The sequence below is a fragment of the Bdellovibrio bacteriovorus genome, from assembly GCF_041888015.1.
Classification (GTDB): Bacteria; Bdellovibrionota; Bdellovibrionia; order Bdellovibrionales; family Bdellovibrionaceae; genus Bdellovibrio.
Window position 1 is genome coordinate 515,166 of record NZ_CP168968.1, and the last position, 22,336, is coordinate 537,501.

The 22,336-nt window shown below is 48.7% G+C and carries 19 protein-coding genes; 12 read left to right on the forward strand and 7 right to left on the reverse strand.

Translation table 11 applies throughout. The features are described from left to right. Positions 1–174 precede the first annotated feature (174 nt). The 4 genes from ACES2G_RS02585 to ACES2G_RS02600 form a co-directional block, all read right to left on the reverse strand. The gene (locus ACES2G_RS02585) at positions 175–1,266 is read right to left on the reverse strand and encodes a D-alanine--D-alanine ligase family protein (RefSeq protein WP_347356183.1); all 1,092 of its coding nucleotides are present in this window, start codon (positions 1,264–1,266) and stop codon (positions 175–177) included. Positions 1,267–1,310: 44 nt separating this feature from the next. Continuing rightward, positions 1,311–1,964 carry an isoprenoid biosynthesis glyoxalase ElbB gene (gene elbB / locus ACES2G_RS02590; protein WP_347356184.1) on the reverse strand — a complete coding sequence of 218 codons (654 nt, stop codon included), beginning with the start codon at positions 1,962–1,964 and terminating at the stop codon, positions 1,311–1,313. A 69-nt stretch (positions 1,965–2,033) separates the two neighbouring features. Continuing rightward, positions 2,034–2,903 carry a hypothetical protein gene (locus tag ACES2G_RS02595; RefSeq protein WP_374001242.1) on the reverse strand — a complete coding sequence of 290 codons (870 nt, stop codon included), beginning with the start codon at positions 2,901–2,903 and terminating at the stop codon, positions 2,034–2,036. After that, positions 2,900–3,991 (reverse strand): GNAT family N-acetyltransferase, encoded by a 1,092-nt coding sequence (locus tag ACES2G_RS02600; protein ID WP_347356188.1) that lies wholly within the window; start codon positions 3,989–3,991, stop codon positions 2,900–2,902. Before ACES2G_RS02600 ends, ACES2G_RS02595 begins: the two co-directional genes overlap by 4 nt. Before the next feature lie 163 nt (positions 3,992–4,154). Here ACES2G_RS02600 and ACES2G_RS02605 point away from each other — a divergent pair, with 163 nt between their 5' ends. Genes ACES2G_RS02605 through ACES2G_RS02630 form a run of 6 tightly spaced genes read left to right on the forward strand, consistent with a single transcriptional unit; the run spans position 4,155 to position 8,642 of the window. Then, complete coding sequence (locus tag ACES2G_RS02605) at positions 4,155–4,388, forward strand: ferredoxin (RefSeq protein WP_347356189.1); 234 nt, start codon at positions 4,155–4,157, stop codon at positions 4,386–4,388. Further along, positions 4,378–5,031: an endonuclease III gene (nth, locus tag ACES2G_RS02610; RefSeq protein ID WP_347356191.1), complete on the forward strand. Its 654-nt coding sequence runs from the start codon at positions 4,378–4,380 to the stop codon at positions 5,029–5,031. Before ACES2G_RS02605 ends, nth begins: the two co-directional genes overlap by 11 nt. Positions 5,032–5,045: 14 nt before the next feature. Then, positions 5,046–5,528, forward strand: coding sequence for a DoxX family membrane protein (locus tag ACES2G_RS02615; RefSeq protein ID WP_347356192.1), 483 nt, complete (start codon positions 5,046–5,048; stop codon positions 5,526–5,528). Positions 5,529–5,531: 3 nt separating this feature from the next. Next, positions 5,532–6,572, forward strand: a complete 1,041-nt coding sequence (locus ACES2G_RS02620; RefSeq protein ID WP_374001243.1) for a thiamine ABC transporter substrate-binding protein — start codon at positions 5,532–5,534, stop codon at positions 6,570–6,572. Positions 6,573–6,583: 11 nt separating this feature from the next. Continuing rightward, the gene (locus ACES2G_RS02625; protein ID WP_374001244.1) at positions 6,584–8,032 is read left to right on the forward strand and encodes an ABC transporter permease; all 1,449 of its coding nucleotides are present in this window, start codon (positions 6,584–6,586) and stop codon (positions 8,030–8,032) included. Continuing rightward, positions 8,004–8,642 (forward strand): ATP-binding cassette domain-containing protein, encoded by a 639-nt coding sequence (locus ACES2G_RS02630; protein WP_374001245.1) that lies wholly within the window; start codon positions 8,004–8,006, stop codon positions 8,640–8,642. Before ACES2G_RS02625 ends, ACES2G_RS02630 begins: the two co-directional genes overlap by 29 nt. Here the strand turns inward: ACES2G_RS02630 and ACES2G_RS02635 are convergent. Next, positions 8,639–11,371 (reverse strand): ATP-binding protein, encoded by a 2,733-nt coding sequence (locus tag ACES2G_RS02635; protein WP_374001246.1) that lies wholly within the window; start codon positions 11,369–11,371, stop codon positions 8,639–8,641. The two genes, ACES2G_RS02630 and ACES2G_RS02635, sit on opposite strands and share 4 nt — an antisense overlap. A gap of 106 nt (positions 11,372–11,477) precedes the next feature. Between ACES2G_RS02635 and ACES2G_RS02640 the strand changes: the two genes are divergently transcribed. From ACES2G_RS02640 to ACES2G_RS02655, 4 genes are all read left to right on the forward strand, one after another. Further along, a complete protein-coding gene (locus tag ACES2G_RS02640; protein WP_374001247.1) occupies positions 11,478–12,224 on the forward strand; it encodes a substrate-binding periplasmic protein in 747 nt (248 codons plus the stop codon). Positions 12,225–12,335: 111 nt separating this feature from the next. Continuing rightward, entirely contained in the window at positions 12,336–13,088 is a 753-nt protein-coding gene (locus ACES2G_RS02645; protein ID WP_374001248.1) for a 3D domain-containing protein, read from the forward strand. Between the two features lie 102 nt (positions 13,089–13,190). Further along, positions 13,191–14,120 carry an N-acetylmuramoyl-L-alanine amidase-like domain-containing protein gene (locus tag ACES2G_RS02650; RefSeq protein ID WP_374001249.1) on the forward strand — a complete coding sequence of 310 codons (930 nt, stop codon included), beginning with the start codon at positions 13,191–13,193 and terminating at the stop codon, positions 14,118–14,120. A gap of 452 nt (positions 14,121–14,572) precedes the next feature. Then, entirely contained in the window at positions 14,573–15,397 is an 825-nt protein-coding gene (locus ACES2G_RS02655) for a flagellin (protein WP_347356207.1), read from the forward strand. A gap of 183 nt (positions 15,398–15,580) precedes the next feature. On the opposite strand, the gene ACES2G_RS02660 is transcribed toward ACES2G_RS02655, so the two are convergent. Then, complete coding sequence (locus ACES2G_RS02660; protein ID WP_347356209.1) at positions 15,581–16,219, reverse strand: transposase; 639 nt, start codon at positions 16,217–16,219, stop codon at positions 15,581–15,583. Between the two features lie 434 nt (positions 16,220–16,653). On the opposite strand from ACES2G_RS02660, the gene ACES2G_RS02665 reads away from it, so the two are divergent. After that, complete coding sequence (locus ACES2G_RS02665) at positions 16,654–17,487, forward strand: flagellin (RefSeq protein ID WP_347356210.1); 834 nt, start codon at positions 16,654–16,656, stop codon at positions 17,485–17,487. 278 nt (positions 17,488–17,765) lie between these two features. Continuing rightward, positions 17,766–19,922, forward strand: coding sequence for a zinc-dependent metalloprotease (locus ACES2G_RS02670; RefSeq protein ID WP_374001250.1), 2,157 nt, complete (start codon positions 17,766–17,768; stop codon positions 19,920–19,922). On the opposite strand, the gene ACES2G_RS02675 is transcribed toward ACES2G_RS02670, so the two are convergent. Beyond that, positions 19,912–22,260: a phosphoenolpyruvate carboxylase gene (locus tag ACES2G_RS02675; protein WP_374001251.1), complete on the reverse strand. Its 2,349-nt coding sequence runs from the start codon at positions 22,258–22,260 to the stop codon at positions 19,912–19,914. The genes ACES2G_RS02670 and ACES2G_RS02675 overlap by 11 nt on opposite strands. Positions 22,261–22,336: the final 76 nt, after the last annotated feature.

The window sequence follows — 22,336 nt, forward strand, 5'->3', positions numbered from 1 at the left end:
TAGAGTTTATTAGCTACAGAAAGAAATTTCCAAAAACGTCGTAATCCCATATGCACTAATGTATCGGCATATACGACTATTGTTGTAAACAAAAGATTCTTTTGAATAACATCAGGACATAAGATTGAAGCCCTTCATTTTAAGAGAGGCCTCAAAGTGAAATATTGCGAAAAATTAATCCAGATAGCTGGTTTTGAGCTTTTGCTCGGATTGGTGCTTTTCAACCCCTAGCTGCAGAAGTTGGGTAATCAAATCCTTATAACTTAAGCCCGAAGCTTCCCACATTTTTGGATACATGGAAATCTTAGTAAAGCCAGGAATGGTGTTAATTTCGTTGATATAAAGATCACCATTTGGGCGCACGAAGAAGTCCACGCGAGTCAGGCCGTCGCATCCCATGGCTTGATACGTTTGTTCCGCCATTTTTTGCACAGCTTTGATCGTTGCCTCGGGCAGTTCTGCGGGAATTTTTAGCAAAGCTCCGTTGTCATCAATATACTTGGCTTCGTAAGAATAAAATTCGTGCTGAGGAATCACCTCGCCTGGCAGGGATGCCTTCGGAGCATGATTCAAGCCCAGCACCGAACATTCGATTTCACGGCCCTGGATAAACTCTTCCGCCAGAACTTTGTGGTCGAATTGGAAGGCGTCTTTCAGTTTAACGGTAAAATCTTCGGCAGTTTTGATTTTATGAACGCCGACAGAAGATCCCGCATTGGCTGGTTTGATAAAGAAAGGCGTTCCCAATTGTGCAACAACGTCGTTGTAGCTTGGGTTGTTATGTGGAGTCAGAAGAAGGTATTTTGCGTTGGGGATTTTTGCCACCTGCAACAGGCGTTTCATGATCTCTTTATCCATACCTGCTGCTGAAGACCATACTCCGCAGCCAACGAACGGCAATTGAACCATTTTGAAGAGCCCTTGAATCGTGCCGTCTTCACCCATGGTTCCATGCAGAATCGGGAAAGCGATATCCACATGTGTTTTGGAATGATCTTTAAGAGAGTAAAGAACGGGTTTTCCCTGCAAGGACATCAAAGCCACGGATTCGGCATTCGCAGGCAGGGATTGATCCACGATCTTGGTCGCTTCAGAGAAGACTTTCATGTCGGGGAAGCGATACCAGCTTCCTTCTTTACTGATGCCGATCAGAATCGGAGAGAATTTGTCTTTATCCAGAGCATCCGCGATGTTCTTTGCCGAACGGACAGAGACTTCATGTTCTGCGGATTTGCCACCAAAAATCAATGCTACAACTTGCTTCATAACTGTCTTTAATCCTAACTTCAGTTGCTTTATCTAAAAAATTATTATGCCCACTCAACCAATTCGTGAGCCAGACCGAAAATACCTGCAAACACTTCGTTAGGTTTTGCGTCGCCATACATGTAAGCCGGGGTGGTCACAACTTTTGATTCACGGTCTGTGATGTAATCGTTCACAGGACACTCTTCATGAATGGCACCGGTTTTTTGAATTTCGGCGGCGGTTTCTGCATCATCCCCGATAGTCACGGTGACTTTTTTATCGCCTAAAACCTTGGCAACGACTACAGGTGCGATGCAAAGAGCACCGATGGGTTTGCTGGAATTATAGAAATCCAGAATCACACGTTTAACTTCCGGATTCACTTCACACTGCGCCCCTTTTTCGGCCCAGTTGCAAAGATTCTTGGCAGCGCCATAGCCACCCGGGAATGCCACTGCATCGAAATCTTTGGCGTGCAACTTGTCCAAACTTTTGATGTGACCGCGAGCAATACGTGCGGATTCAGCCAAAAGGCTGCGAGTTTCTCCGGAAGGTTTTCCGGTCAAGTGATCGGTCACGGGAATTTGAATGTCGGGAGCAAAACAGGAAACTTCGGCTCCGGCTTGGTTCAGGCCAACCAGCAAGCTGACAGCCTCTGTGATTTCGCTTCCGTCTTTGAAGCCACAGCCAGAAAGAACAACGGCCACTTTTTTCATAAAAAACCTCCCGAAAGAGGCTTTAGCTTAGCGGATTCACAAGGGCATGGCAATGAAGGAGGGCGGAAACTAGTTGCCGCCCTTTTTATAATTTTCCAATCGATTGCAGACTGTGACCAGAGCTTTCTGGTCACCGGCACTTGCCAAAGCGCGATAACAATAGTCCGTCACGCGTGAGAAGAAAGGCAGATCCGGAGTGATGGAAACACTGTAATTGACCTTTTGCTTCTCGGTGGTTTCACCCTTTTTGTAGTAAGCGGCCCAGTCAAACGACACAGTTTTTACTTTCATAGTGCAATTGCTTAAGCCGCCACAGTTCGGCTGTGTCTTCATCAGATCCGGTGCCGGGCGCATTTCTTCAGACACTTTCAGATTGAAGCATTTGATTTCGCAACTGTCGTAACCCAGAGTTTCTTTGCAGACCTTCTGTTGTGCATCGGAAAGCTGGCAGGCATAGGCCAAACCCAAAACCCGCTCGTATCCCAAAGACATCTGCAGGTCATCGGCCATGGTGGAAACTTCGCCCTTCAGGCGGGCGGCCCGAGACATGACTTCCACAGCTGGAGCCGCCTTTGTCACTGTGCGATGCTCTTCCTGTGTACTTTGTTGGGTGTTGCCATCCGAAGTCAGCACTTCGGTCTGATACAGATAAGTGTAAAGCCAGTCGTTTTCACGCTCTTCTTTTTTAGAGATCGTGATGCCTTCTTGCAGCCATAGCTTATCTTCGCCGGTTTCGATTTTGCGATAAGTGCGTTGCAGAACGAAGTCATTCGCTGACATTGTCAAAGGTTCCGCATTATCCCAGGCATCCCCAAGGGCTCCAGCAACCTCCTGGAGGGTTGACGGATTTTCTTCGTCTTCCAATTCCGGCGTTTTCACGCAGGACACTACGGAAGTCAGAAGTAGAACGGACAGCAGGGGTTTTAAGAAATACTTCATATTGAATCCCATCCCCAGACCCAAAGATTCAATGGCAGAATTTTTTCAAATTGCAAAACTGTTTCTTCCTTAAAGATTCCCAGTGCACGATAGTCCACAGGGCCAAACAACAGGCGAACCATGTCTGTTTCGTTGTTGATGGTGTACAGATCCTGACCGATCCCGAAGACAAAATGTTGCGGGTGCTTTTCCAGAACAATATCCGCGACACCTTCTGCACGGAAGGCGCGCTTGATTTTGGCTGCCAATTGATCAAAGTTCACAAGTTTGATCATGCCCAGGAAGCCGTTGTTCATGGTCACATTTTTAGTCTGTAAAGAGTGAATCAGATTTTGTGCATGGCGCGGGCAGATGATGGTGTAAGGCTGACCTTTTTGTGCACGAATAAAGCTGAGCAGCGCCATCAGTTTGGAAACAGAGCCGCCCCATTCGTGGATATAGCCGCCCAAGTCCACACCCTTGCCCTCAATGGCATAGGCTGCCAGCTGTCCGTTGCTTTCCCATGCTGTGTAAACCTTGGTTTGCGGGATTGAGAGGAACTTTCGAGTTTCTTCAATCGTACGCACAGAATTCACGGAATGTGCTGCGTAGAGGCGATAGATCGCATCTGGAGAGACTTTATTGTCAGTAGAGAAGCGCAGATTGATGGGGGGGATGTCAAATTCGTCTTCGATCACAAAGCTGATCTCTGAACCTGCCAGCTCAAACCCCATACGACGATAAAAATCGAACAGATCGGTCCACAGGATGGCAATATCACAGGATTGCTCTGTGGCGGATTTAAGGCAGTCATTGATGATCTGTGTGCTGTATCCCTGACCTTGGTGTTGGTCATCTGTCACAACGGAGCCAATGGCACCCACTTTAAAGATGACATGCGGCGATTTGATAATGAGAGGCTTTAGCACCGCATGAGAAAGGACAGCGCCCTCCTCGGCAATGATACGCATGTTATGCAAGTTGTTAGAGGAAAAGGCCGTAGGATACTCTGCGGCGATAGACCAAGAGGCTTCATTTCTTAGCTTTTTATTCAAAAAATCCAAAACTTGAGGAAGCTCAGCTTCCATTGGAGAACGAGGTCCTTCCATTATGCCTCCTAGGGCTCATATATAGATACTATACGGGGGGCGAGGGGGAACCCAGCATTCAACACAGGACGGCCTGAAAAATGCGACCCAAGTCGGGAAGGGGATTTGACATCAAGGGCAAAAGGCTTATATTAAGGCGGCTTGGCACCCTAAGGAGATTGCAATGGCAGATAAAGGTCAGAGTTGGAAAGATAATAAGCCCGGCAAAATGTTCGTGGATCAGTCTTGTATTGCCTGCGATGCTTGTGTTCTGACGGCTCCGAAGAACTTCTCCATGCACGAAGAAGATGGTCACGCTTTCGTGGCAAAACAGCCGGAAACCCCGGAAGAAGAAGCTTTGTGCAAAGAGGCGATGGAAGGTTGTCCAGTTGAAGCCATCGGGAACGATGGCGAGTAGTAAGAAGGTTTCTGCCAAGCAGGCCTCAGTTCTTGCAACTATTGAACTTCTCAAAAGATATTACCCTGACGCTCATTGTGCTTTAAACTATACAAACCCCTTTGAGCTTCTTGTTGCGACCATTTTATCCGCCCAGTGTACAGATGAACGGGTGAACATGGTGACCCCGCATTTATTCAAAAAATACCCGACACCGAAGGCGATGGCGAAGGCTCCGGTTGAGTCCATCGAAGAAATCATCCGTTCCACCGGATTTTTTAAAAATAAGGCCAAAAATCTGAAGGCCTGTGCAACGGCTTTGGTTGAAAAGCATAAAGGCGAAGTCCCCCAGGATCTCGAGGCTTTGGTCGAGCTGGCAGGGGTGGGGCGCAAAACAGCGAACGTTGTTCTGGGCAATGCCTATGGGATTCCCAGCGGGATTGTCGTGGACACTCACGTGACCCGTTTATCAAACCGTTTGGGTTGGGTCAAAACGGACAACGCTGTGATGATCGAACGCCAACTGTCAAAACTGGTGCCTCAGGAAGATTGGATCATGTTGTCGCATTATCTGATTTCTCATGGTCGAGCTGTCTGTAAGGCGAGAAAACCTGCATGCAGTCATTGCTTTCTCGAGGAAACTTGCCCTAAGAAGGGTGTCTAGTTCACAATGTCTTCATGTTAGTTTCATTCTTTGAGAGCGTTAAATACGTTGGTCATCTTCTGCCGATTTCTTTCCTCAGAATCTTCCTGGGTTATTACTACCTGGAGCATGCACTTTTGAAATATCGCGGTGACTATCTGACTCGTCCGCGTATCGCAGACCAGATGGCGGAGTGGCTGCCAGCCAGTCATGCGCCGAACTGGTTCAAAATTTTTGCCAGCAGCACGATGATTCCAAATTGGCAGACGGTGGCTTTTATCGTTTTGGGCCTGGAGTTCGCGATCGCGATTTCTTATATCGTTGGCTATGTCGTGCGTCCGGTGGCTTTGTTGGGAGTGCTGTTGTGTGTGACAATGCTCTTCGTTTCCGGCCCGGCTTCTGAAGACTTGTATAAAACCTTCCTGGCGATTCACCTGATTCTGGCTTGGGTCGGAGCAGGTCGTTGTCTGGGGTTTGATTATTACTTCTACAAGCGCCGTCGCGGGCTTTGGTGGTAAATCGTGAAGCACTTTGTTCTTTATATCGCAGTCGTATTTCTGACATTATTTCTGGCGGTTTTAAATCGCACGGACAATGCCGCGCCATCCAGTTCTTTGCCGACGGTGCGGGTGTTTGGTTATGCGTCCTTTACCGGCCGTTGGGGGCCGGGCCCCCTGTTGAAGGAACTTTTTGAAAAGACCTGCAAATGCAAAGTTGAATTTATTGAAGGCAGTGATTCAGGCATCTTGTTACAGCGTTTGAAAATCGAAGGTGAAAGCCTGGGGGCTGATGTTGTTGTGGGATTGGATCAATTTGATCTTTCCAAAGCGACTGCTGAACAGCCTTGGCGCAAGCTGAGCTTGGGACAACTGGATGTGTATGATTCTGTAAAACCCGCCCTGGCGAACAGCTATTTTGTTCCTTATGACTGGGGGGCTTTAACATTCGTGGCTCGCCGTGGGGAGCTGGTGCACATGCCGGGCTCGTTGGATGACTTACTGGCGCCGGAGCTAGCGAAAAAAATCGCTTTGCAGGATCCGCGCACCAGTTCACCGGGAATGCAGTTTTTGTATTGGGTGATTCGCTCCAAGGGCGAGGAAGAGGGCTTCCGCTATCTGCAAAAGCTGATGTCGCAGATTCATAGTTTCTCTCCGACCTGGTCCACGGCTTATGGTCTTTTCACCAACAAGCAGACCAAGTTGGTTTATTCTTATGTGACTTCGCCGCTGTATCATGAAACTGAAGAAAAGAATAAAGACTATCTGGCATTGCCATTTACAGAGGCGTTGCCGGTGCAGTTCGAGTTCGTGGGTATTCCGGATTTCTGCCGTCACTGTGATCTGGCTGAGCAGTTCGTGAATTTGATGCTGTCGCCTGAAGGGCAGAAGATCATCATGGAAAAGAACTATATGTTCCCGGTGATGAAGGGCGTGATGGAAAACACTCCTTTTGCGGCATTGATGAATGTAAAGACACTTCAGCAGGTTGAGATTCTTTCTGCCACAGAAGTGGATCGTCTTCTGCGCCGCTGGACGGAAATTCGTCGGGGCGAACTCAATTGAATCTTCGTCAAATGCTCAGGATTGGACTGGTTCTATTCCTGATCTTTCCCTTTCTCTTTCTGCTGACGCAGTTCCAGGTGACAAGCTGGCCCGATATGGGCGAGCTGACCTGGGCCTTTAAGAACAGCTTCCTGCAGGCCGCTCTGTCTGCGGTATTTTCTTTATTGATAGGTTTTTGGGTGGCTTTGGGGCTTTTGGCTTTGAACTCGCCCCGGACGCGTCGCTTGCGGTTTGTGTTGGAGCTTTTATGTCTTCTGCCGAACTTCCTGCCGCCGATTTTTATTCTTCTGTCAGCTTTAAGTGTGATTGATCCATTCCCGATGGGAATTGCCGGAATTGTTATTATCCACAGTTTGATGAATTTCGGACTGGCGGCGGTGCTATTGGCTTCGACCATTGAAACCAAACTGGGTGGAATCATTGAGCTGGCTTATGTCGAAGGCTCCAGCCGCTGGAGATTCCTGCGCCAGGGATTACTGCCGATGTTGAAGAAAGATATATGGTTGTTGGGACTATTTATCTTTGTGGTTTGTTTTGGCAGCTTTGCCGTGCCTTTGATCGTCGGTGGGGGGCGTGGAACCACAGTAGAAGTTCTGATCTATGAAAAGATCCGCCTGTCCAGTCAGTGGGGGGATGCAGTTTTGCTGGCCTTCCTGCAGTCGGTCTTTATTTTTGCTTTGTCCTTTATAGCCAGCCGGGGCAAAGGGACTGCGCAACACCGACCCGCAAATCTGAAATTATTGGGTAGCTACTCCGGGCTGATGGTGATTGGACTCCTTTCTTTTGTGTACTTGTTTGGCTATGCCCAAGGATTTGTTTCTGGCCTGGCCATGATCTCCACCTTCTATGAATTACAGTCGGCTCTGATTTGGAATTTTTTGGGCAGTATTGTTCTCGGGTTGTCGGTTGGACTTCTTTGTTATGTGGGCCTGATGTGGATTGCCTATTGCTGGCCAAAAAAATGGTTTGCAAGATTCCTGAATGGCTATGTGGCTCCATCAACTTCATTGGCTTGTTTCTGTCTGCTTATTTTGGGCCCCAATGAAGGCCTTTATCCATTCATCAAAATTCCATTGGCGTTGACCGCGTTAAGTCTAAACAGTCTGTTTCGTATGGGCTGGGATTCCGAGCTTCATGCTTTGCAAAATCAGATGACCGTGGCTTATTCCATGGGGGCTTCGGCCACTCAGATTTTCCGAGAGATCCTGTTCCCGCAGTTGTCCCGCCGCGCGGGTTTACTTGCAGGCATTGCCTCGATCTGGGCGTGTGGTGATTTTGCTGTGTCGCGAATTCTGGCTCATCGTGATTTGAGTATTGCCATGATGACCGAAACGCTGATGTCCGGTTATCGCCTGAATCAGGCCATCGTGTTGAGCAGTCTTATTGTTGTTGCTGGATTGATTTGTTTCCTGGTTTGTGTGGGAGGAAGCCGTGTCCTTAGTCGAAAATTTGCACCGTGATTATGGCGACTTCAAATTGTCCATAGATCAATGGGAGATCCTGGATGAAGGGGTCACTGTGTTGTGGGGGCCTTCGGGCTCTGGAAAGACGTCGGTCTTTCGTATTCTGTTGGGGCTGGAAGATTGCCCAGGCATGAAGTGGATCTATCAGGGGGTTGATCTTGCGCGCTTGAAAACGCCGGATCGTCGTTTGGGCGTGGTATTTCAGACGTTGGATTTGTTCCCGCATTTGACGGCAGAAGAAAATATGATGTTTGCGGCCCGGGCCCGCAATGTAGAGCTCGCCAAGGCTCGCGCCAGAATGAAAGAGCTTGTGGGGATCCTGAAAATGGAGTCCTTCCTGCAAAGACCGGCCTCGGTTTTGTCAGGTGGTGAAAAACAACGGGTGGCGATCTCGCGCGCGATTATGGGTGAACCGCGCCTGCTTCTGTTGGACGAACCTTTTTCCGCTTTGGATCAGGAGTTGCGCGAAGAAAGCCGTAAGTTGGTTAAGAATGTGATTGAACAGGAAAAGATTCCCACGTTGCTTGTGACGCACGATCAGCGTGATGTTGAAGTGATGGCTAATAAAATCACAACAATTCGTAACGGAAAACTTGTGGAAGGTTAGCCGATATAGCGCTGGATCATTTCAAGCAGGGCTGATTTTTTAATCGGCTTGGTCATATGCTCAGAACATCCCACATCCAAAGACTTTTGAACATCTTCGGCCATGGCATTGGCGCTTACGGCGATAATAGGAGTGGCTTTGGCGCTGTTCTGTTGTTCCCATTCGCGGATTTTTCTGGTGGCAGCATAGCCGTCCATAATGGGCATTTGGATGTCCATCAGAATCAGATCAAATGGTTCGGCCAGAACTTTATCAACGGCATCTTTGCCGTTTTCGGCCTGAACAACCTCAAACGGAAGTTTCTTTAAGTAGGTCAGTAACAAGAAGCGATTGTCTTCCGTATCATCCACCACCAAAATGCGGGCCGTGCGAGTCAGCAAAGGCTCTTCAGAACGCGTCGAGGACAGCTCACCACCACCTGTTGGAACTTCGGAGCTTGCCAGCTCTAACCCGCCTTCAGTGGGAATATAAGGAATTGTAAAGTGGAAGGAACTTCCTTTGCTTTCTTCACTTTGGAACCAGATACGGCCGCCCATCAGCTCAACCAGATTTTTTGAAATGGTCAGTCCCAGTCCGCTGCCACCATACTTGCGGGTGATGGAGCTATCGGCTTGAACGAAGCTTTGGAATAGCAGGTGTTGTTTGTCTTCGGGAATTCCGGTGCCAGTGTCTTTGATAGAGAAGCGCACAAATTTATGCAGATTTCCTTCAAAATCCACATGAACTGAAATACTGCCTTTTTGTGTGAACTTGATGGCATTGCCAATCAGGTTGAACAGGATCTGTCGCAGACGGGTCGGATCACCCACGACCAAGGGGGAGCGGTCTTTCGGCAGGTTCATCGTCAGGCTGAAATGCAGATTTTTTTCTGTCGCCTTTTGTTTCAGAATATCGCAGATGTTGGTTGTCGTGGATTCCAGGTCGAAGGCGATTTTTTCCAAACGCACTTCGCGGGCCTCGATCTTGGAAATATCCAGAATGTCGTTAATAAGAGCCAGCAGGTTTTCTCCGGCATTGGCGCAGACTTTGACCAGTTGCTCTTGTTCGGCTTTCAGATCGGATTCTGTCAGAATGTCGGTGATCCCGATGATCGCATTCAATGGTGTGCGGATTTCATGACTCATGCGTGCCAGGAATTCAGACTTGGCTTGCGAAGCTTTGACGGCCTGTTCGCGGGCTTCAATCAGGGCTTGTTCGGCGGTGATACGATCGGTGATGTCGGTACAGACAAACACAAATGTCAGGTCTTTGCTGGTGCGATTTGGAAGGGCTGTCCAGTTCATCAGGATCGGCAGGCGGCGTCCGTCTTGAGCAATGATCTCGGCTTCGATACTGTGGCGGGTTTGCAGCAGCCAGGTGTAGTTGTTGAATTCGTCCTGGGCATGGATCAGTTTTCTTAAGTCCACCTGCGAGATCTGATTGAAAGAATAGCCCAGAAATTTGAGCGCGGATTCATTGGCTTGAGAAATCGTGTACGAAGACTGACGCCAGTCTTCGTGGTGGCTCACTTTGACGATGAAAAGGAAGGATTTGATGGATTGGATCACGCTGTCCAGGAATTCTTTGGAAACGGTCGTGGTTTCCAGGCGGTCCGCCAGTTGATTGTATTTGCTAACCAGAAGACCGATTTCATCGCGGGAATGATAGTTGATTTTCTGAGTCAGGTTACTGGTGCCCAGTTTTTCCAAGCGATCAGTCAGAAGCTGAATGGGCTCGACCACTTTTCCGGTAGCGGCAAAGGTTGCAAAAAAGAACAGAATAAAGATCAGAACTGCGGCAGCACTGGAGGCGATGGCAATGCGATCCAGGACGGCAAAGGCCTCGCTTTCATCGATCTTGGTCTGGATGTACCACAACTCACCATTAGGCAGATAGATCTTGCCGATAGAACGAATGACCTTCTGATTTCGATAGTCGGTACCCAGTTCGCGGACTTCGCTGAGGTTTTCAATCTTCTTGATATCTTCGTCACCGCGGTTGGAGGATAGGACCTCGGCTTCCAGCTGACCGGCTTCACCCTGGGCACCGTCTTCGACACGGAAGCGCCCGGTGTTGCGCAAGCTCCAGTCTTCGCCGTAAATCAGAGTTTCCCCGGTTTGCCCCATTCCATGGGTTGGCCAGGCATAGTTGTCACTGGTGATACGGTCGATCTCAGAGATGGAAATTTTCAGTACTAGAACCCCTGTGGCCTTGCCATCCCGATAGATAGGGGAGGCGACGAAACCTGTGGCTGAATTGGGATTCAGCGCATCTTTGTCGAAGTCCAGGAACAAGGTCGAGCCCTCTTGGGCTTTCACTCCCCAAGTGTAAACGTCCTTGAGCTTGGCTCCCGGGGGCATTCCCGTAAAGACAGAGATCCCATCTTCGATATCTTTGCGTGTGGTATAGACGACGGTGCCGTTCGTATTTACCAAGGCCATGTCATAGATATTGAAGTCCAGGACATAGTTGTCCAGAAGCCGACGGAACTCCGGGTGGCTGCTCATGCTCTTGTCGCGCAGAAGATCGTCCGTCAATTCATGGGAGGAAATAAGATTTATGGCAGTTTGTAGGTCTCGGAAATAGGACTCGATAGCGCTGGTTTTGCTAATGCGAATTTGAGTGAGTCTTTCATAGGTGCTGTCGATGACGGTGGATTCCACGATCTTGAGGCCAATCAAAGCAACAACAAATGTCGCAAGAAAGACCGATATGAGATTGAATAAAAAAATTCTTAAACGTAACGTCATGCTTTTTGATTAGCCTATGCATTTTTAGTGATATCGTATAGGTGTTCGATGAGCAATGAGCGAGTTACAAAAAACGAGGAAACTAGGCATTTGGAGGAGAGGTTAAATGAGTGTAATCAAAGGCGCTGTTTTAGCTCTCGCCATTCAGATATTTTCCCTATCGGCACTGGCGGCGGAACGTTGGGTTGTGACGACGCTGGAGTGGCCTCCCTTTACATGCTCTCGGTGTCCTGAGAACGGGGCTGCCGCCAAGGCATTAAAAGACACCTTGAAGACGGTCGGAGTGAGTGTCGAATTTGTCTTCTACCCTTGGACTCAGGCCATTAAAAGAGGCGAGCGTCCCGAGGTAGTGGGCTTCTTTCCAGTGTGGCCCGAGACTTTTCGTCCTGGCTTCAGCCCTTCACATTTACTTTTTAGATCTCCGTTAGGCATCATTCAACAGCGGTCTAAACCATTGGTATGGTCCAAGCTCAGCGATCTTAAAGGGAAAAAGATTGGTATTACTGAGGGCTATGGCAATACGGTTGAGTTCAACCGTTTGGTGAAAGAGAAAATACTGAAGGTGGAGGCCGTGAAAAGTGACGATACCAACCTCCGCAAGGTGGCGTTGGGGCAGCTTGATGGCGCGTTGATGGATATTAATAATGCGCGGTACTTAATGCACGTTACTCACCCCAAATTGGCCGGGCGTGTTTCGGTCAGCCCTCGTATTGTCCAGGATAAAGACCATTTCTTTGCATTCAACATTCACAATAAAGCCAAAGTCGATAAATTGAACAAGGCTTTGGCTAACGTGAACTATCAGCGTATCGTCGATGACTACTTGCTTAAGTACATGCGGCGCCTTGATTAAAGTTTTGACATCTCAGCAAGATTTTCACTACTTTGCTGTATTTTATCCGGAGCTCCACTCAAAAGACCGAAGGTTTGGTATATCTTGGCCCTTGGCGAAAGGAGCTTATACATGAAGTCGGTGCTAATGCTATTGTCGCTCCTTTTTGTTTCATCCACATTGATTTCATGTGCCGCGCCAAAGACGACTTCGGACTCTGGCGGGATGACGCCCACAATCTACTACAAACCGACAATTCATCTCGGAAAAACAAAGTGTGCGATTTCTCATCTACGTGAGATCCTGTCGCCTGATGGTGTTACCTTGGCGACATTATGTGACTCGGATTATCGTGCGTGTCTGATGCAAGGGTCCTGCTTTGTTGAAGACGATGGTGTTCTGACTTCCTATAACTATCACTCCACCAAAGAAGGTGTGGCTCGTTTTATTATCACAGATCTGAAGAAGTGCCCTTATGGGTATGGGGTCAGCAGTGTTTGTCTTGACCCTTACTTTTCTGTCGCCGCTGACTTAAAAATTCACAAGGTCGGGGGCGTGATCTATGTGCCCCGCTTGGTGGGCGTGACAATGCCCAACGGTGAAGTCCATGACGGTTTTCTGGTAATTCGGGATGCTGGTGGAGGAATCAATGGCAGTCATCGCTTTGATTTCTTTACGGGCTTCTTGAATCACAAAGACAAAAAGAATCCGATGGCCCGTCTGGGATTTGGTGATCCCCGCAGTCGTATTCACTACCGTCTGGCCACGGAAAGCGAAGCTGCCGCAGCCAGGGAACGCCGCGGCTATCCGGGCCTCAGAAAAGACGTTCTGGCCGAGGGGCAGATCGTTGATGGGGTGTCTGAAAACGTCTCCGTGTCAAATTGATACACACTCTTTTCGCCTCTAACTCCTGTAGGAGGCGGTAGCTCCCAGCCCCAATTTTGCTTATATGCCAAGCGGCCCCCGTGGTGGGGTTGTGAGGTGTATATGAATATGGCCCGAGCAATCACATTTTTTTCGATTTCTATAGTGCTTGCTGTTCAGCCTGCATTTGCTGAATTTGACCAAAGCCGGACCGATTTGTATCTCCAGCAGCTATATACCCAATCGAACGTTGAAAAGTTAGAGCGTCTGTCCATCCAGCGGCGTGTAGAGTATTTCTCCGGTCTTTTCCTGGGCAGACCTTATTTGGGTGGGGCGTTGGGAGAGGGAGCTCAGTCTGCTTTCGATAATGATCCGTTATATAGATTTGATGCCTTTGACTGTACGACCTTCGTAGAAACAGTGACAGCGCTGTCGTTGTCACGCAGTGATCTGGACTTCAAAAAGAATATGAATGCGATCCGCTACAGTGGCGGCCGGGTCAGTCTCTTATCCCGCAATCATTTTACCAGTGCGGACTGGAATCCAAACGTTGAAAAGATCGGTATTTTGAAGGATGTAACGGCTGATATCGGTAAAACAGAAGTGACCTCTCTGGAAACGCTAATTGATAAGAGGGCATGGTATGAAAAGCAGGCCGCATCCATGGTTCTGACCGAAGGCAATAGAGACGCCAAAATCGGTGCGATTCTGACGAAGACACAAATACTGGTTCCTCAGCTGTCGCAGCTTAACTTCTTAAGTAAAGAAATTATGACCACGAAGCCGGAATTGCTGAAGAGCTTTCCAAAAGCGGGCGTCATCAATATTGTGAGGAAAAACTGGAAGGTCAAAGATGCCATCGGCACGGATCTCGACATTTCTCATCAAGGAGTTTTCTTTGAGAGAGACGGAGAGATTATTTTCCGTCACGCGAGCTTCAAAAAAAGTTCCCAGTTTGTTGTTGAGGTGCCTCTTCTGGAGTACGTGAAAAACAACTTCAATGATCAGACTTTTGCTGGCGTTAACGTACTGTCGTTCGCAGAAGGTTTGTAACATAACACTTCGATAAATCATCGTTTTTTAGCCCTAGGTCGAGCCCGAACTGGACCTAGGTCAAAAATAATTGGGTCCTTAATATCCAGTGAAATCAAGTACTAGCAAGATCACCAAAAAAAATCCTAGACCTTAGGCTAAAGTTTTCAGGACCTAGGTCCGAAGAGTTTGTTGTACACGTTGGGCAAGCTAAAAAGGATCTCCAGATCAAATCAGGATACCTCCTCTTGAAGCTCAAGCTCCTCGAAAGAAACGACCAATCACCGTTTCTTAGAGGGGCGGCTCCAACCATATTTTTGTTTTTAAAAATTTAAGTAAGAACGAAATACAACAAATCAGATCACGGGACGTAGGCGGATTTCGGGTGTTCAAAAGGTAAGTGGTGCTACCTTCGATCATTTTGATTCCATAAAAAACCAACGGCTCGGGTCTCTCATCCCAAGGGGGGTTCTATGGGCTTAAGAATCGCAACAAACACCGCATCTATTGCAGCACAACGTGTGCTATCCAAACAACAGAAACGCGCAGAGCATGCCGCGCAGGCATTGGCCTCTGGTAGCCGTATCGTAAATGCAGCGGACGACGCTGCTGGCTTGGCGATTTCTGAGAATTTCAAAGGACAATTGAAGGGGATCGGTCAGGCGCGAAACAACGCCAACAATGCCATCTCATTTGTTCAGGTCAGTGAAGGGGGCTTGAATGAGGTCTCCAACATTCTGGTGCGCCTGCGTGAGCTGGGCGTACAAGCAGCTTCCGATACTGTGAGTGACACAGAGAGGGAGTTCCTAAATAAAGAAACTCAACAACTTATCCAAGAAGCAGATCGTATTGCCAAGACCACAGTCTTTGGTACAAAGAAAATGCTTGATGGTTCTGCCGGAGCGATGGAGTTCCAGGTGGGCGCTTACTCGGATGAGAATAACGTAATCAAATTTGAATTCGATGCCGATGCCACATCAGGTGCACTGGGTATCGACAGTATCGCGATGGCCGACAGGGGCGATGCGCGAGACTCACTGGAAACGGTGGATAAGGCCATCGAAAAAGTATCGGGTATGCGAGCGAACTTCGGTGCGATGCAATCCCGAATGGAATCCGCAGTGAGTAACCTTGATGTGTCCTATGAGAACTTATCAGCGGCAAATTCTCGTATCCGCGACACAGACGTGGCTAAAGAAACGGCCGAAATGACATCTGCAAGTATTTTGCAAAATACGGCGGTGTCGGTCTTGGCGCAAGCCAACCAGTTGCCTCAAGTAGCAATGAAGTTGGTCTAATTATATCAGCATAAATATTTAAGATTCACATTCGCGAATTACGGATGTCGGGAGAAGCCTGTTCTGGGATAAGGTTTCTCTCGGGAAGAGGGGTCGCCCACATATACTCCTCGTCTTAAGCCCACCCCGGGGACACCCGTCCCCGGGGATTTTCAGGAAAAGGTGCCTGGTTGTTTTTTCTGGCTACAGCGCACAATCCTCCAAGGGCGAAGAACGACTATCCATTTTAGGAAGAGCGAATACTCCCTTCCTAAGAGCTTTGCGTACAGATTCCCAGTTGTCCTCGTGAGGCTTTGAATTTAACCACCTCAAAGTTTGCACTCTGTCTTCCCACGTGCCCCAGCGAGGGTCTTCCAGCACGGGAACCTCCACCATCTTTCTTCCCATCAAAGCTTGAATTGTCGAGTAAGGATAATCCTGCACTCTTTCACACTGTCCCGCCTCTACCGGATTTCTATATACATATTTATAAGCGTGATCGTAATGGTGTGGATGAGTGATCAGGCTGCGATGGAATCTTCCGCCGTAAGTTTGATTGATTCGACCACTGATCTCGCGCAGATCATTTCCAGTTGCACGCATGAAGTACTGCATGGCTTCGCTCAGATTCGCTTGCGGAGATCGCACTATCATATGGAAGTGATTGCTCATCAAAACGAAGCTGTGAATCCGCAGATCAAAAGCCAGAGCAGTGAAATACAGATGGCGAGTCGTGATATCCCACACGTGCGGAAGATCCTGAGAAAACCAATCGCGATTAATGCATCTTGCGGTGATGTGATAGGGAAGCTCCGGATGATTTTCAAATTTTCTTCGAGTCATATGTCTGCGACGAGCAAATAAATCGCCGCAGAGAATGCTTCTTCTATTAGTTCTTAGGTCCGGCTCACGAACTTTGCTGCTTTGTAGCCAGAAAAAACAACCAGGCACCTTTTCTTGGTCGGGGTGGACGTTGGGTTGGGCTGGACCTTGGTCTTGAGAAATGCAGGGTTTTGGTCTGTTTTTCAGGATCTTAGTCCAGGTTTTTCTGGATGATAGTCCAGTTCTGCTAGACGCGACTAAAGCCTTTTAAGACCTCGCCGAAAGGTATGTCAGAAGCAACGACGAGAACCAAGTCGAAGCTCTCGAGGAACCCGCAAGGAGTGATTGCCTTACGAAGATTCGCTTGAGAGAGCCCGACGAAAGTTTGAGTCACCAACGTGTACAACAGGTCAGCCTAAGTAGGTATAAGGCGGCCGAATTAATGGAGGTCCCAAATGGGAATGAGAATTTCTACGAACGTATCCGCGATCAATGCACAGAGAACAATGGTGAACTCTCAGCGTGATATCAGTAAATCAATGTCACAATTGGCATCTGGCTCCCGCATCAATAAAGCGGCAGACGATGCAGCAGGTTTGGCGATCAGTGAAAACTTGAAATCACAAATTCGCTCTCTAGGTCAGGCTTCCCGAAATGCGAACGATGGTATCTCCATGGTTCAAACGGCAGAGGGTGGTTTGTCAGAGATCTCCAACATCCTGACTCGTATGAGAGAATTGGGTGTTCAGGCTTCTTCTGACACTATCGGTGAAACAGAGCGTGGCTTCCTGAACAAAGAGGTTCAGCAATTGAAAGATGAAGCACAACGTATCACTCAGACGACTAGATTCGGTACAACAAAACTTCTGGATGGTTCCGGCGACAAGTTCGACTTCCAGGTAGGTATCAATAATGACGGTGAAGCAGACAGAATCTCCTTCAACGCCGGTGAAACAGATGCAACAACGTCCAGCTTAGGAATTGAAGGCTTCGACTTCTCTTCCAAAGAGGGAGCGCAAGACGCCCTGGCTCAAGTGGATAAGGCGCAGTCTCAAGTGAATGGTTTCCGCGCAAGTCTCGGTGCCCTTCAAAACAGATTGCAGTCCACAGTTGATAACTTGGGTGTGCAACACGAGAATATCTCCGCAGCCAACTCTCGTATCCGTGATACAGATATTGCAGCAGCAACGGCGGAGTCCACTCGTAACCAGGTTCTTTTGCAGGCGAATACATCAGTACTGGCTCAAGCCAATGCGATGCCGAACTCTGCACTAAGATTGATTGGTTAATATTAGAATTGTTTATAAGGATTTGACCTGAGAGGGTACCTCCGTTCCCTCTCGGTACCAACCTACCCAGGAAGACTTCTGGCTTCCTGGGGTACTTAACGACGCCGCCTCGGTCACGAGGTTTTCTGCGTTTGAGCAGGAGCATTTCTTGCTTTCTTAGTCTTCCTGAAAATTAGGACCTTGTGTGTTGGATTTGGGCTCTGGCTCAGACTCAATTTTGGGTTCATTGTCTCGTTTTTAGACAGTGTTCCCGGGTTCTATTTTATTTGGGAGTATTCATGAATTCCTGGAGTCGTGCGTCTGTTGCCATGCTTTTGTGCTCGTCCCTTCTTGTTGCCTGCAGTAAGGAGACTGAGAAGATCATCGTTAAAGAGGCGTTGCCTCCAGCCAAGATCGAATCCAGTGCCCAGGTCAGTAAAAATCTGGTGACCTTTGAGAAGGCGTCATTGGGGAAATTATTCCTGCTGGTTCCCACTGTTATAGATGGATCCCGTTCTGCGGCGCCGAGCTTTTTCCGGCCTCAGCTGATCTCTTTTGAAAGAAGCGGCGACCGTATTGCGGTCTTCAATAAAACTGTTCAAAACAACGTGGAATCAGTCACCGCAGATCAGCTCCTGCAAACTTTCGCGGTGGTTGAAGAAACGGCCGACAAGCTGGTCTTCGATATGGGCCAGGGTTTCCTGTCCATGAACTATCAAACTGCCATGGATATTCTGATTCCTCAAACTTACGAAGACATCGAGTTCATGGGGCAAAATAAGAAAGAAACGCACTTCGACATCAAAGATTCTTTCGTGAGTTCTCTGTCCATCCGCAATAACTCTATCTTGATGAAGCAGGTTGTGCGGGTGGTTGAAAATTTCAAAAACCCCTATGCCGGAGAAAAAAAGAAGGAAGAGCAGCACAAGTTCGCCATGATGGGTCTGGCTGCACCGGAAAAGGTTGAAAGCAGCAAGACTGTCTTCTTTGAAATTAAGCCTTATGTGGCGAAAGATAGTTTCAAATCCAAAGCTTCCGACAGCCAAAATCGTTTTGGATTTTTCATCAACAACACCTTCGGGGTTGCTGAAAACGACATGAAGACTCAGATTGCCCGCTGGAGTATGGCTCCAGAAGACGGTGACATCCGCGTTCTTTTGGATGCGAATGTCCCGACAGAGATGAAAAATGCCGTGACCGAAGGTGTGACTTACTGGAATCGGGTTTTGGGGCGTGATGTGCTCAAGGTGGAATACGGCTACAAGGATGGAGAGCCGCAAACGGACCGATCCATCGTCATTCGCTGGATCAAGTGGGATGAAGGGTTTGGTGCTTACGCCAATGCTCAAGTGGATCCGCTGACGGGTGAAGCCTTCCGTGGATATGTGTATATGACCTCCACCTTCACTAAGAAGCGTGATGAGTCTGTCGTGAATGGTTTCTTCTCTTTCAAAAAAGGAAACTTGTGCGGATTGGTTGTGGATCGTCCCTTGATCGAACAGGAAGATTCCGTGCGCAATGTGATCGCGCATGAGATGGGGCATGTTCTGGGGCTACGCCATAACTTTGCCGGAACTTCTTCTTCTGGGGTATCTGATCTGGATATTAGAAATGCGGTGGATAGAGCCATTAAGGGTGACAACTCCAAGCCAGTGGCTTTGAGTAGCACGGTGATGGACTATACGACGGATGGGCCGACTCTTGTGGTTGGTGGGTATATCAAAAACAATGTTCTTTCTTATGATAAGAAGGCCATTGACTGGGCTTATGCTGATATTGAATCAGACAAGATTAAGAACTCCTACTGTTCAGATGAGCATATCCTCGAGGCCGGACTGGGGGGACGGGAAGTTCTGGGCTGTCAGCGCCACGACCTTTACGGTAACATCTTCTATGGGGCCAAGCAGGAGATTCTGAGCTCGGCACAGAAGGCCTTGAATGTGTCCTTGGAAAGTATTCGCTATGGTAAAAAGGCTGGATATAAGTACGAACACAAACAGATGGTGTATGTAGGTTTTGAACCGAGTTTCCCCCTTGCTGAAAAGCTTTATAAGAATGAAAAGAAGAATCTGTTCCTAACGATTGATTCACTTGTCGGTCAGTACCTGAGCCCTTACATGAAGTGGGGTGTCGGTGCGCCAGACTTCAATAGTAACGAAAATGGTGAAGGTGACCGTCTGATTGTCGAACAGATCAAGGCCCAGGGCGGCTGGGACGCCTATTTAAAGTCCCTGAACCCACAGATCGAGGGCGGTTCGAACTTCTTCGTAAAGCAGGCCCAAGAGGTGATTTCTTCCGGCAAGTTGAACAATCTGGGGCTGGGCGAAAGCGAGATTCCGGTTGTGGCCGAAGGATTGCTTGATGGCGCTGCTAAGTTGGATCAGGAAATTGGCGCCAAACTTGAAAAGCTGGTAGATCAAAGCAAGCTGCGGGACTCGCTGAAAATCACCCCGTAGTCAGCATACCGCTGGCAACACCGGTGACTGTCTCGCGCAGCAGTTTGATGTCTTTGTTTTCAAGGGCAATCAACTGCAGCACATTCAGTGGGTGAATCAACGGTGAACGCAGGCTGATGCTGGTTTCCAGCCATGGTCGGTACCAGAGCAGACTTTTTTCTCCCGTGATTTCCCGGACACATTTGATGGCTTCCACATATTCAGTGCGGAAGCTTTTTTCGTATTTGGCGATAGTGCTTGCGGAAAGTTTTGAAGAGCGCAGATACATAAAGAACACATCGAGTTCGATTTTCTCTAAAGTAAATCCGACGGCCTTGATGTAGGTGCGGAACATGGATGATTCTTTGAAAGCCCGGCGGTATTGATTTTTCTCGGTCGCGGTTAGATTCTTCCAGAAGGCACCCAGTCCCCACCAAGTCGGGAACAATGCCCGGGTTTGGGTCCAGCACAGCACCCACGGGATTGCGCGCAGGCTCTTGAGTTGTACCGGGCCCTGCCGTTTTGAGGGGCGTGAACCCATACGCAGGTCCTTCATAAAGGAATAGGGAGTGGCCTTTTCAATCAGTTCCAAAAAGTCTTCCTGCTTCAGAATATTCTGATAACTGGTTTGTACAGAGTCAGCCAGTGTGCGCAGGGCTTTTTCCGTCTTGGCAGAACCTCGCATAGCGGGCTTCTTCTTACGGGCATCACGGTTTTTTACCAGAAGACTCAACTGTCTTTGCAAAATGGCCGGGGAATTGTAGTTACGATAAATCATTTCCCCTTGCACGGTCATCTTGACAGTTTTCAGTGCCGACAGTGGCCACCATTCGGTTTGCTCTTGGATAGACCCGCCACCGCGCTCAATGCTGCCTCCGGAACCATGGAAGAAAATCGGTGTCAGACCGTGAGCTTCAATGGTTTTTTCCAAGGTGCCGATTGCCGATTGAATCAGATAGCGGGATGGGAAAGAGCCATTTTCCTTGGCTGAATCCGAATAGCCCAGCATAACCTCAATCTGTGCCGACCAGTGCTTCTTAATCAGCTGCACGTTTTTGGCTTTTCCCAGAAACTCGGTGATGATTTCTTTGGAGTTTTTTAAAGAGTGCGAACTTTCAAATAGTGGAACTATAGGAAGGCGGGAGTCTTTGAGGAATCTTGAGCTTAAGCGGACTCCAGCGTCGATATCCTGCGCGGATTCGCATTGGCTTAGAACGAACCCTCGCACATAGTTCCGTGGACTGTGATCGGGGCAGAGGCGCGCCAAGGTCTGCAGCATACGAGTGATGTTCGGTCGCTTGTTGGGGTGAGCAAGGGCTTCGTGAACCAAGGAACTGTCTTCGCGAAGCTCCAGCGGGACAACCAGACCGGGAAAGATCTTTAGTAGGTAGCGGATGCGGTTGAGCTGCTCGGATTCGGCTCCAAACAGGCGGCTTTGTTCATGAGAAAGCTGTTGCAAGGACTCAGTCAAGCGATGCACGCGGCTGGCATCCCCAGCGGAAATTCGGCGGACTTTTGCCAAGTGGACTTTTACTTGCCGGGCATGTCGCTGCAGTGTCTGGATGCGTTTGCGCTGCTCTAGTCCTGAGCGCACCAAGGGGGAAAGTTCTGAGAGGTATTGAGAAAATTGCCGGCTTATCCATTGGTGCAGACGCAGGCGGGACATCCCCAGGCTTCCCAGCATGGTCTTTTCATTCACGCCCGGATGGCCGTCTTTGTCTCCGCCGACCCAGGTGCGGATATAGAAGGGATGTCGCTCTTGGCGTTGTTGCAGATAAATTTCGATAACATTATCCTGCAAAACCAACGAGTAAATATATTCAGCCTCGTCCATCACGCTGGGCTTTCGCTGTTTGGACATGGGTAAGTGCCAAGCCATTCTTAGCAAGGCATGCAGTTGATGGGTTTGCGAATCCTGTCCTGCGGCCAGGCGTTGCACCAGAAGATCATGAATCTTACGCAGGTAAAAAAGCATATCGCTATTGCGCGATTCCGTTGGGTGCGCCGTCAGAACGTGAATCACGCGACCGTAAGAGTGTGGTTCGTTGTCAATGGCAGTGGTGCTTTCCTCTTCCAGGCGATGGGTGCGATACGCAGACTCGCAGGCATTGATAAGCTCCAGCATCAGTGCGAACGAGTGGGCAATTGCAAAGCGCTCTTGGTCGGTGAGTTTCTCCAATTGCATTTTTAGTTTCAGCAGACCCTGCAGATGATTGCTGGCAGGTGACTTTACATAGCGGCGAATTTTTTCGATACGATTGAAGGCTGCTGTGCCCAGCTCTGCACGAATCACGTGTCCTAGCTCGGTGACCGACCAGTCCACAAGAGAGGTGAGTTCTTTGGCAAGTTGTTGCTGCATGGTGGAGCCTCCTCTACATAGGGACAGGGTACGCCTCTTTCATTCGTCTAGGAAGCACGAAAAAACAACCAGGCAC

What these genes read in the sequence shown, in the direction of transcription:
- ACES2G_RS02665 (WP_347356210.1), top strand. Translation starts at nt 16,654, where the DNA reads ATGGGAATGAGAATTTCTACGAACGTATCCGCGATCAATGCACAGAGA.
- ACES2G_RS02645 (WP_374001248.1), top strand. Translation starts at nt 12,336, where the DNA reads ATGAAGTCGGTGCTAATGCTATTGTCGCTCCTTTTTGTTTCATCCACA.
- ACES2G_RS02640 (WP_374001247.1), top strand. Translation starts at nt 11,478, where the DNA reads ATGAGTGTAATCAAAGGCGCTGTTTTAGCTCTCGCCATTCAGATATTT.
- ACES2G_RS02655 (WP_347356207.1), top strand. Translation starts at nt 14,573, where the DNA reads ATGGGCTTAAGAATCGCAACAAACACCGCATCTATTGCAGCACAACGT.
- nth (WP_347356191.1), top strand. Translation starts at nt 4,378, where the DNA reads ATGGCGAGTAGTAAGAAGGTTTCTGCCAAGCAGGCCTCAGTTCTTGCA.
- ACES2G_RS02635 (WP_374001246.1), bottom strand. Translation starts at nt 11,371, where the DNA reads ATGACGTTACGTTTAAGAATTTTTTTATTCAATCTCATATCGGTCTTT.
- ACES2G_RS02675 (WP_374001251.1), bottom strand. Translation starts at nt 22,260, where the DNA reads ATGCAGCAACAACTTGCCAAAGAACTCACCTCTCTTGTGGACTGGTCG.
- ACES2G_RS02670 (WP_374001250.1), top strand. Translation starts at nt 17,766, where the DNA reads ATGAATTCCTGGAGTCGTGCGTCTGTTGCCATGCTTTTGTGCTCGTCC.
- ACES2G_RS02615 (WP_347356192.1), top strand. Translation starts at nt 5,046, where the DNA reads ATGTTAGTTTCATTCTTTGAGAGCGTTAAATACGTTGGTCATCTTCTG.
- ACES2G_RS02600 (WP_347356188.1), bottom strand. Translation starts at nt 3,991, where the DNA reads ATGGAAGGACCTCGTTCTCCAATGGAAGCTGAGCTTCCTCAAGTTTTG.
- ACES2G_RS02625 (WP_374001244.1), top strand. Translation starts at nt 6,584, where the DNA reads ATGCTCAGGATTGGACTGGTTCTATTCCTGATCTTTCCCTTTCTCTTT.
- ACES2G_RS02660 (WP_347356209.1), bottom strand. Translation starts at nt 16,219, where the DNA reads ATGACTCGAAGAAAATTTGAAAATCATCCGGAGCTTCCCTATCACATC.
- ACES2G_RS02585 (WP_347356183.1), bottom strand. Translation starts at nt 1,266, where the DNA reads ATGAAGCAAGTTGTAGCATTGATTTTTGGTGGCAAATCCGCAGAACAT.
- ACES2G_RS02595 (WP_374001242.1), bottom strand. Translation starts at nt 2,903, where the DNA reads ATGAAGTATTTCTTAAAACCCCTGCTGTCCGTTCTACTTCTGACTTCC.
- elbB (WP_347356184.1), bottom strand. Translation starts at nt 1,964, where the DNA reads ATGAAAAAAGTGGCCGTTGTTCTTTCTGGCTGTGGCTTCAAAGACGGA.
- ACES2G_RS02605 (WP_347356189.1), top strand. Translation starts at nt 4,155, where the DNA reads ATGGCAGATAAAGGTCAGAGTTGGAAAGATAATAAGCCCGGCAAAATG.
- ACES2G_RS02650 (WP_374001249.1), top strand. Translation starts at nt 13,191, where the DNA reads ATGAATATGGCCCGAGCAATCACATTTTTTTCGATTTCTATAGTGCTT.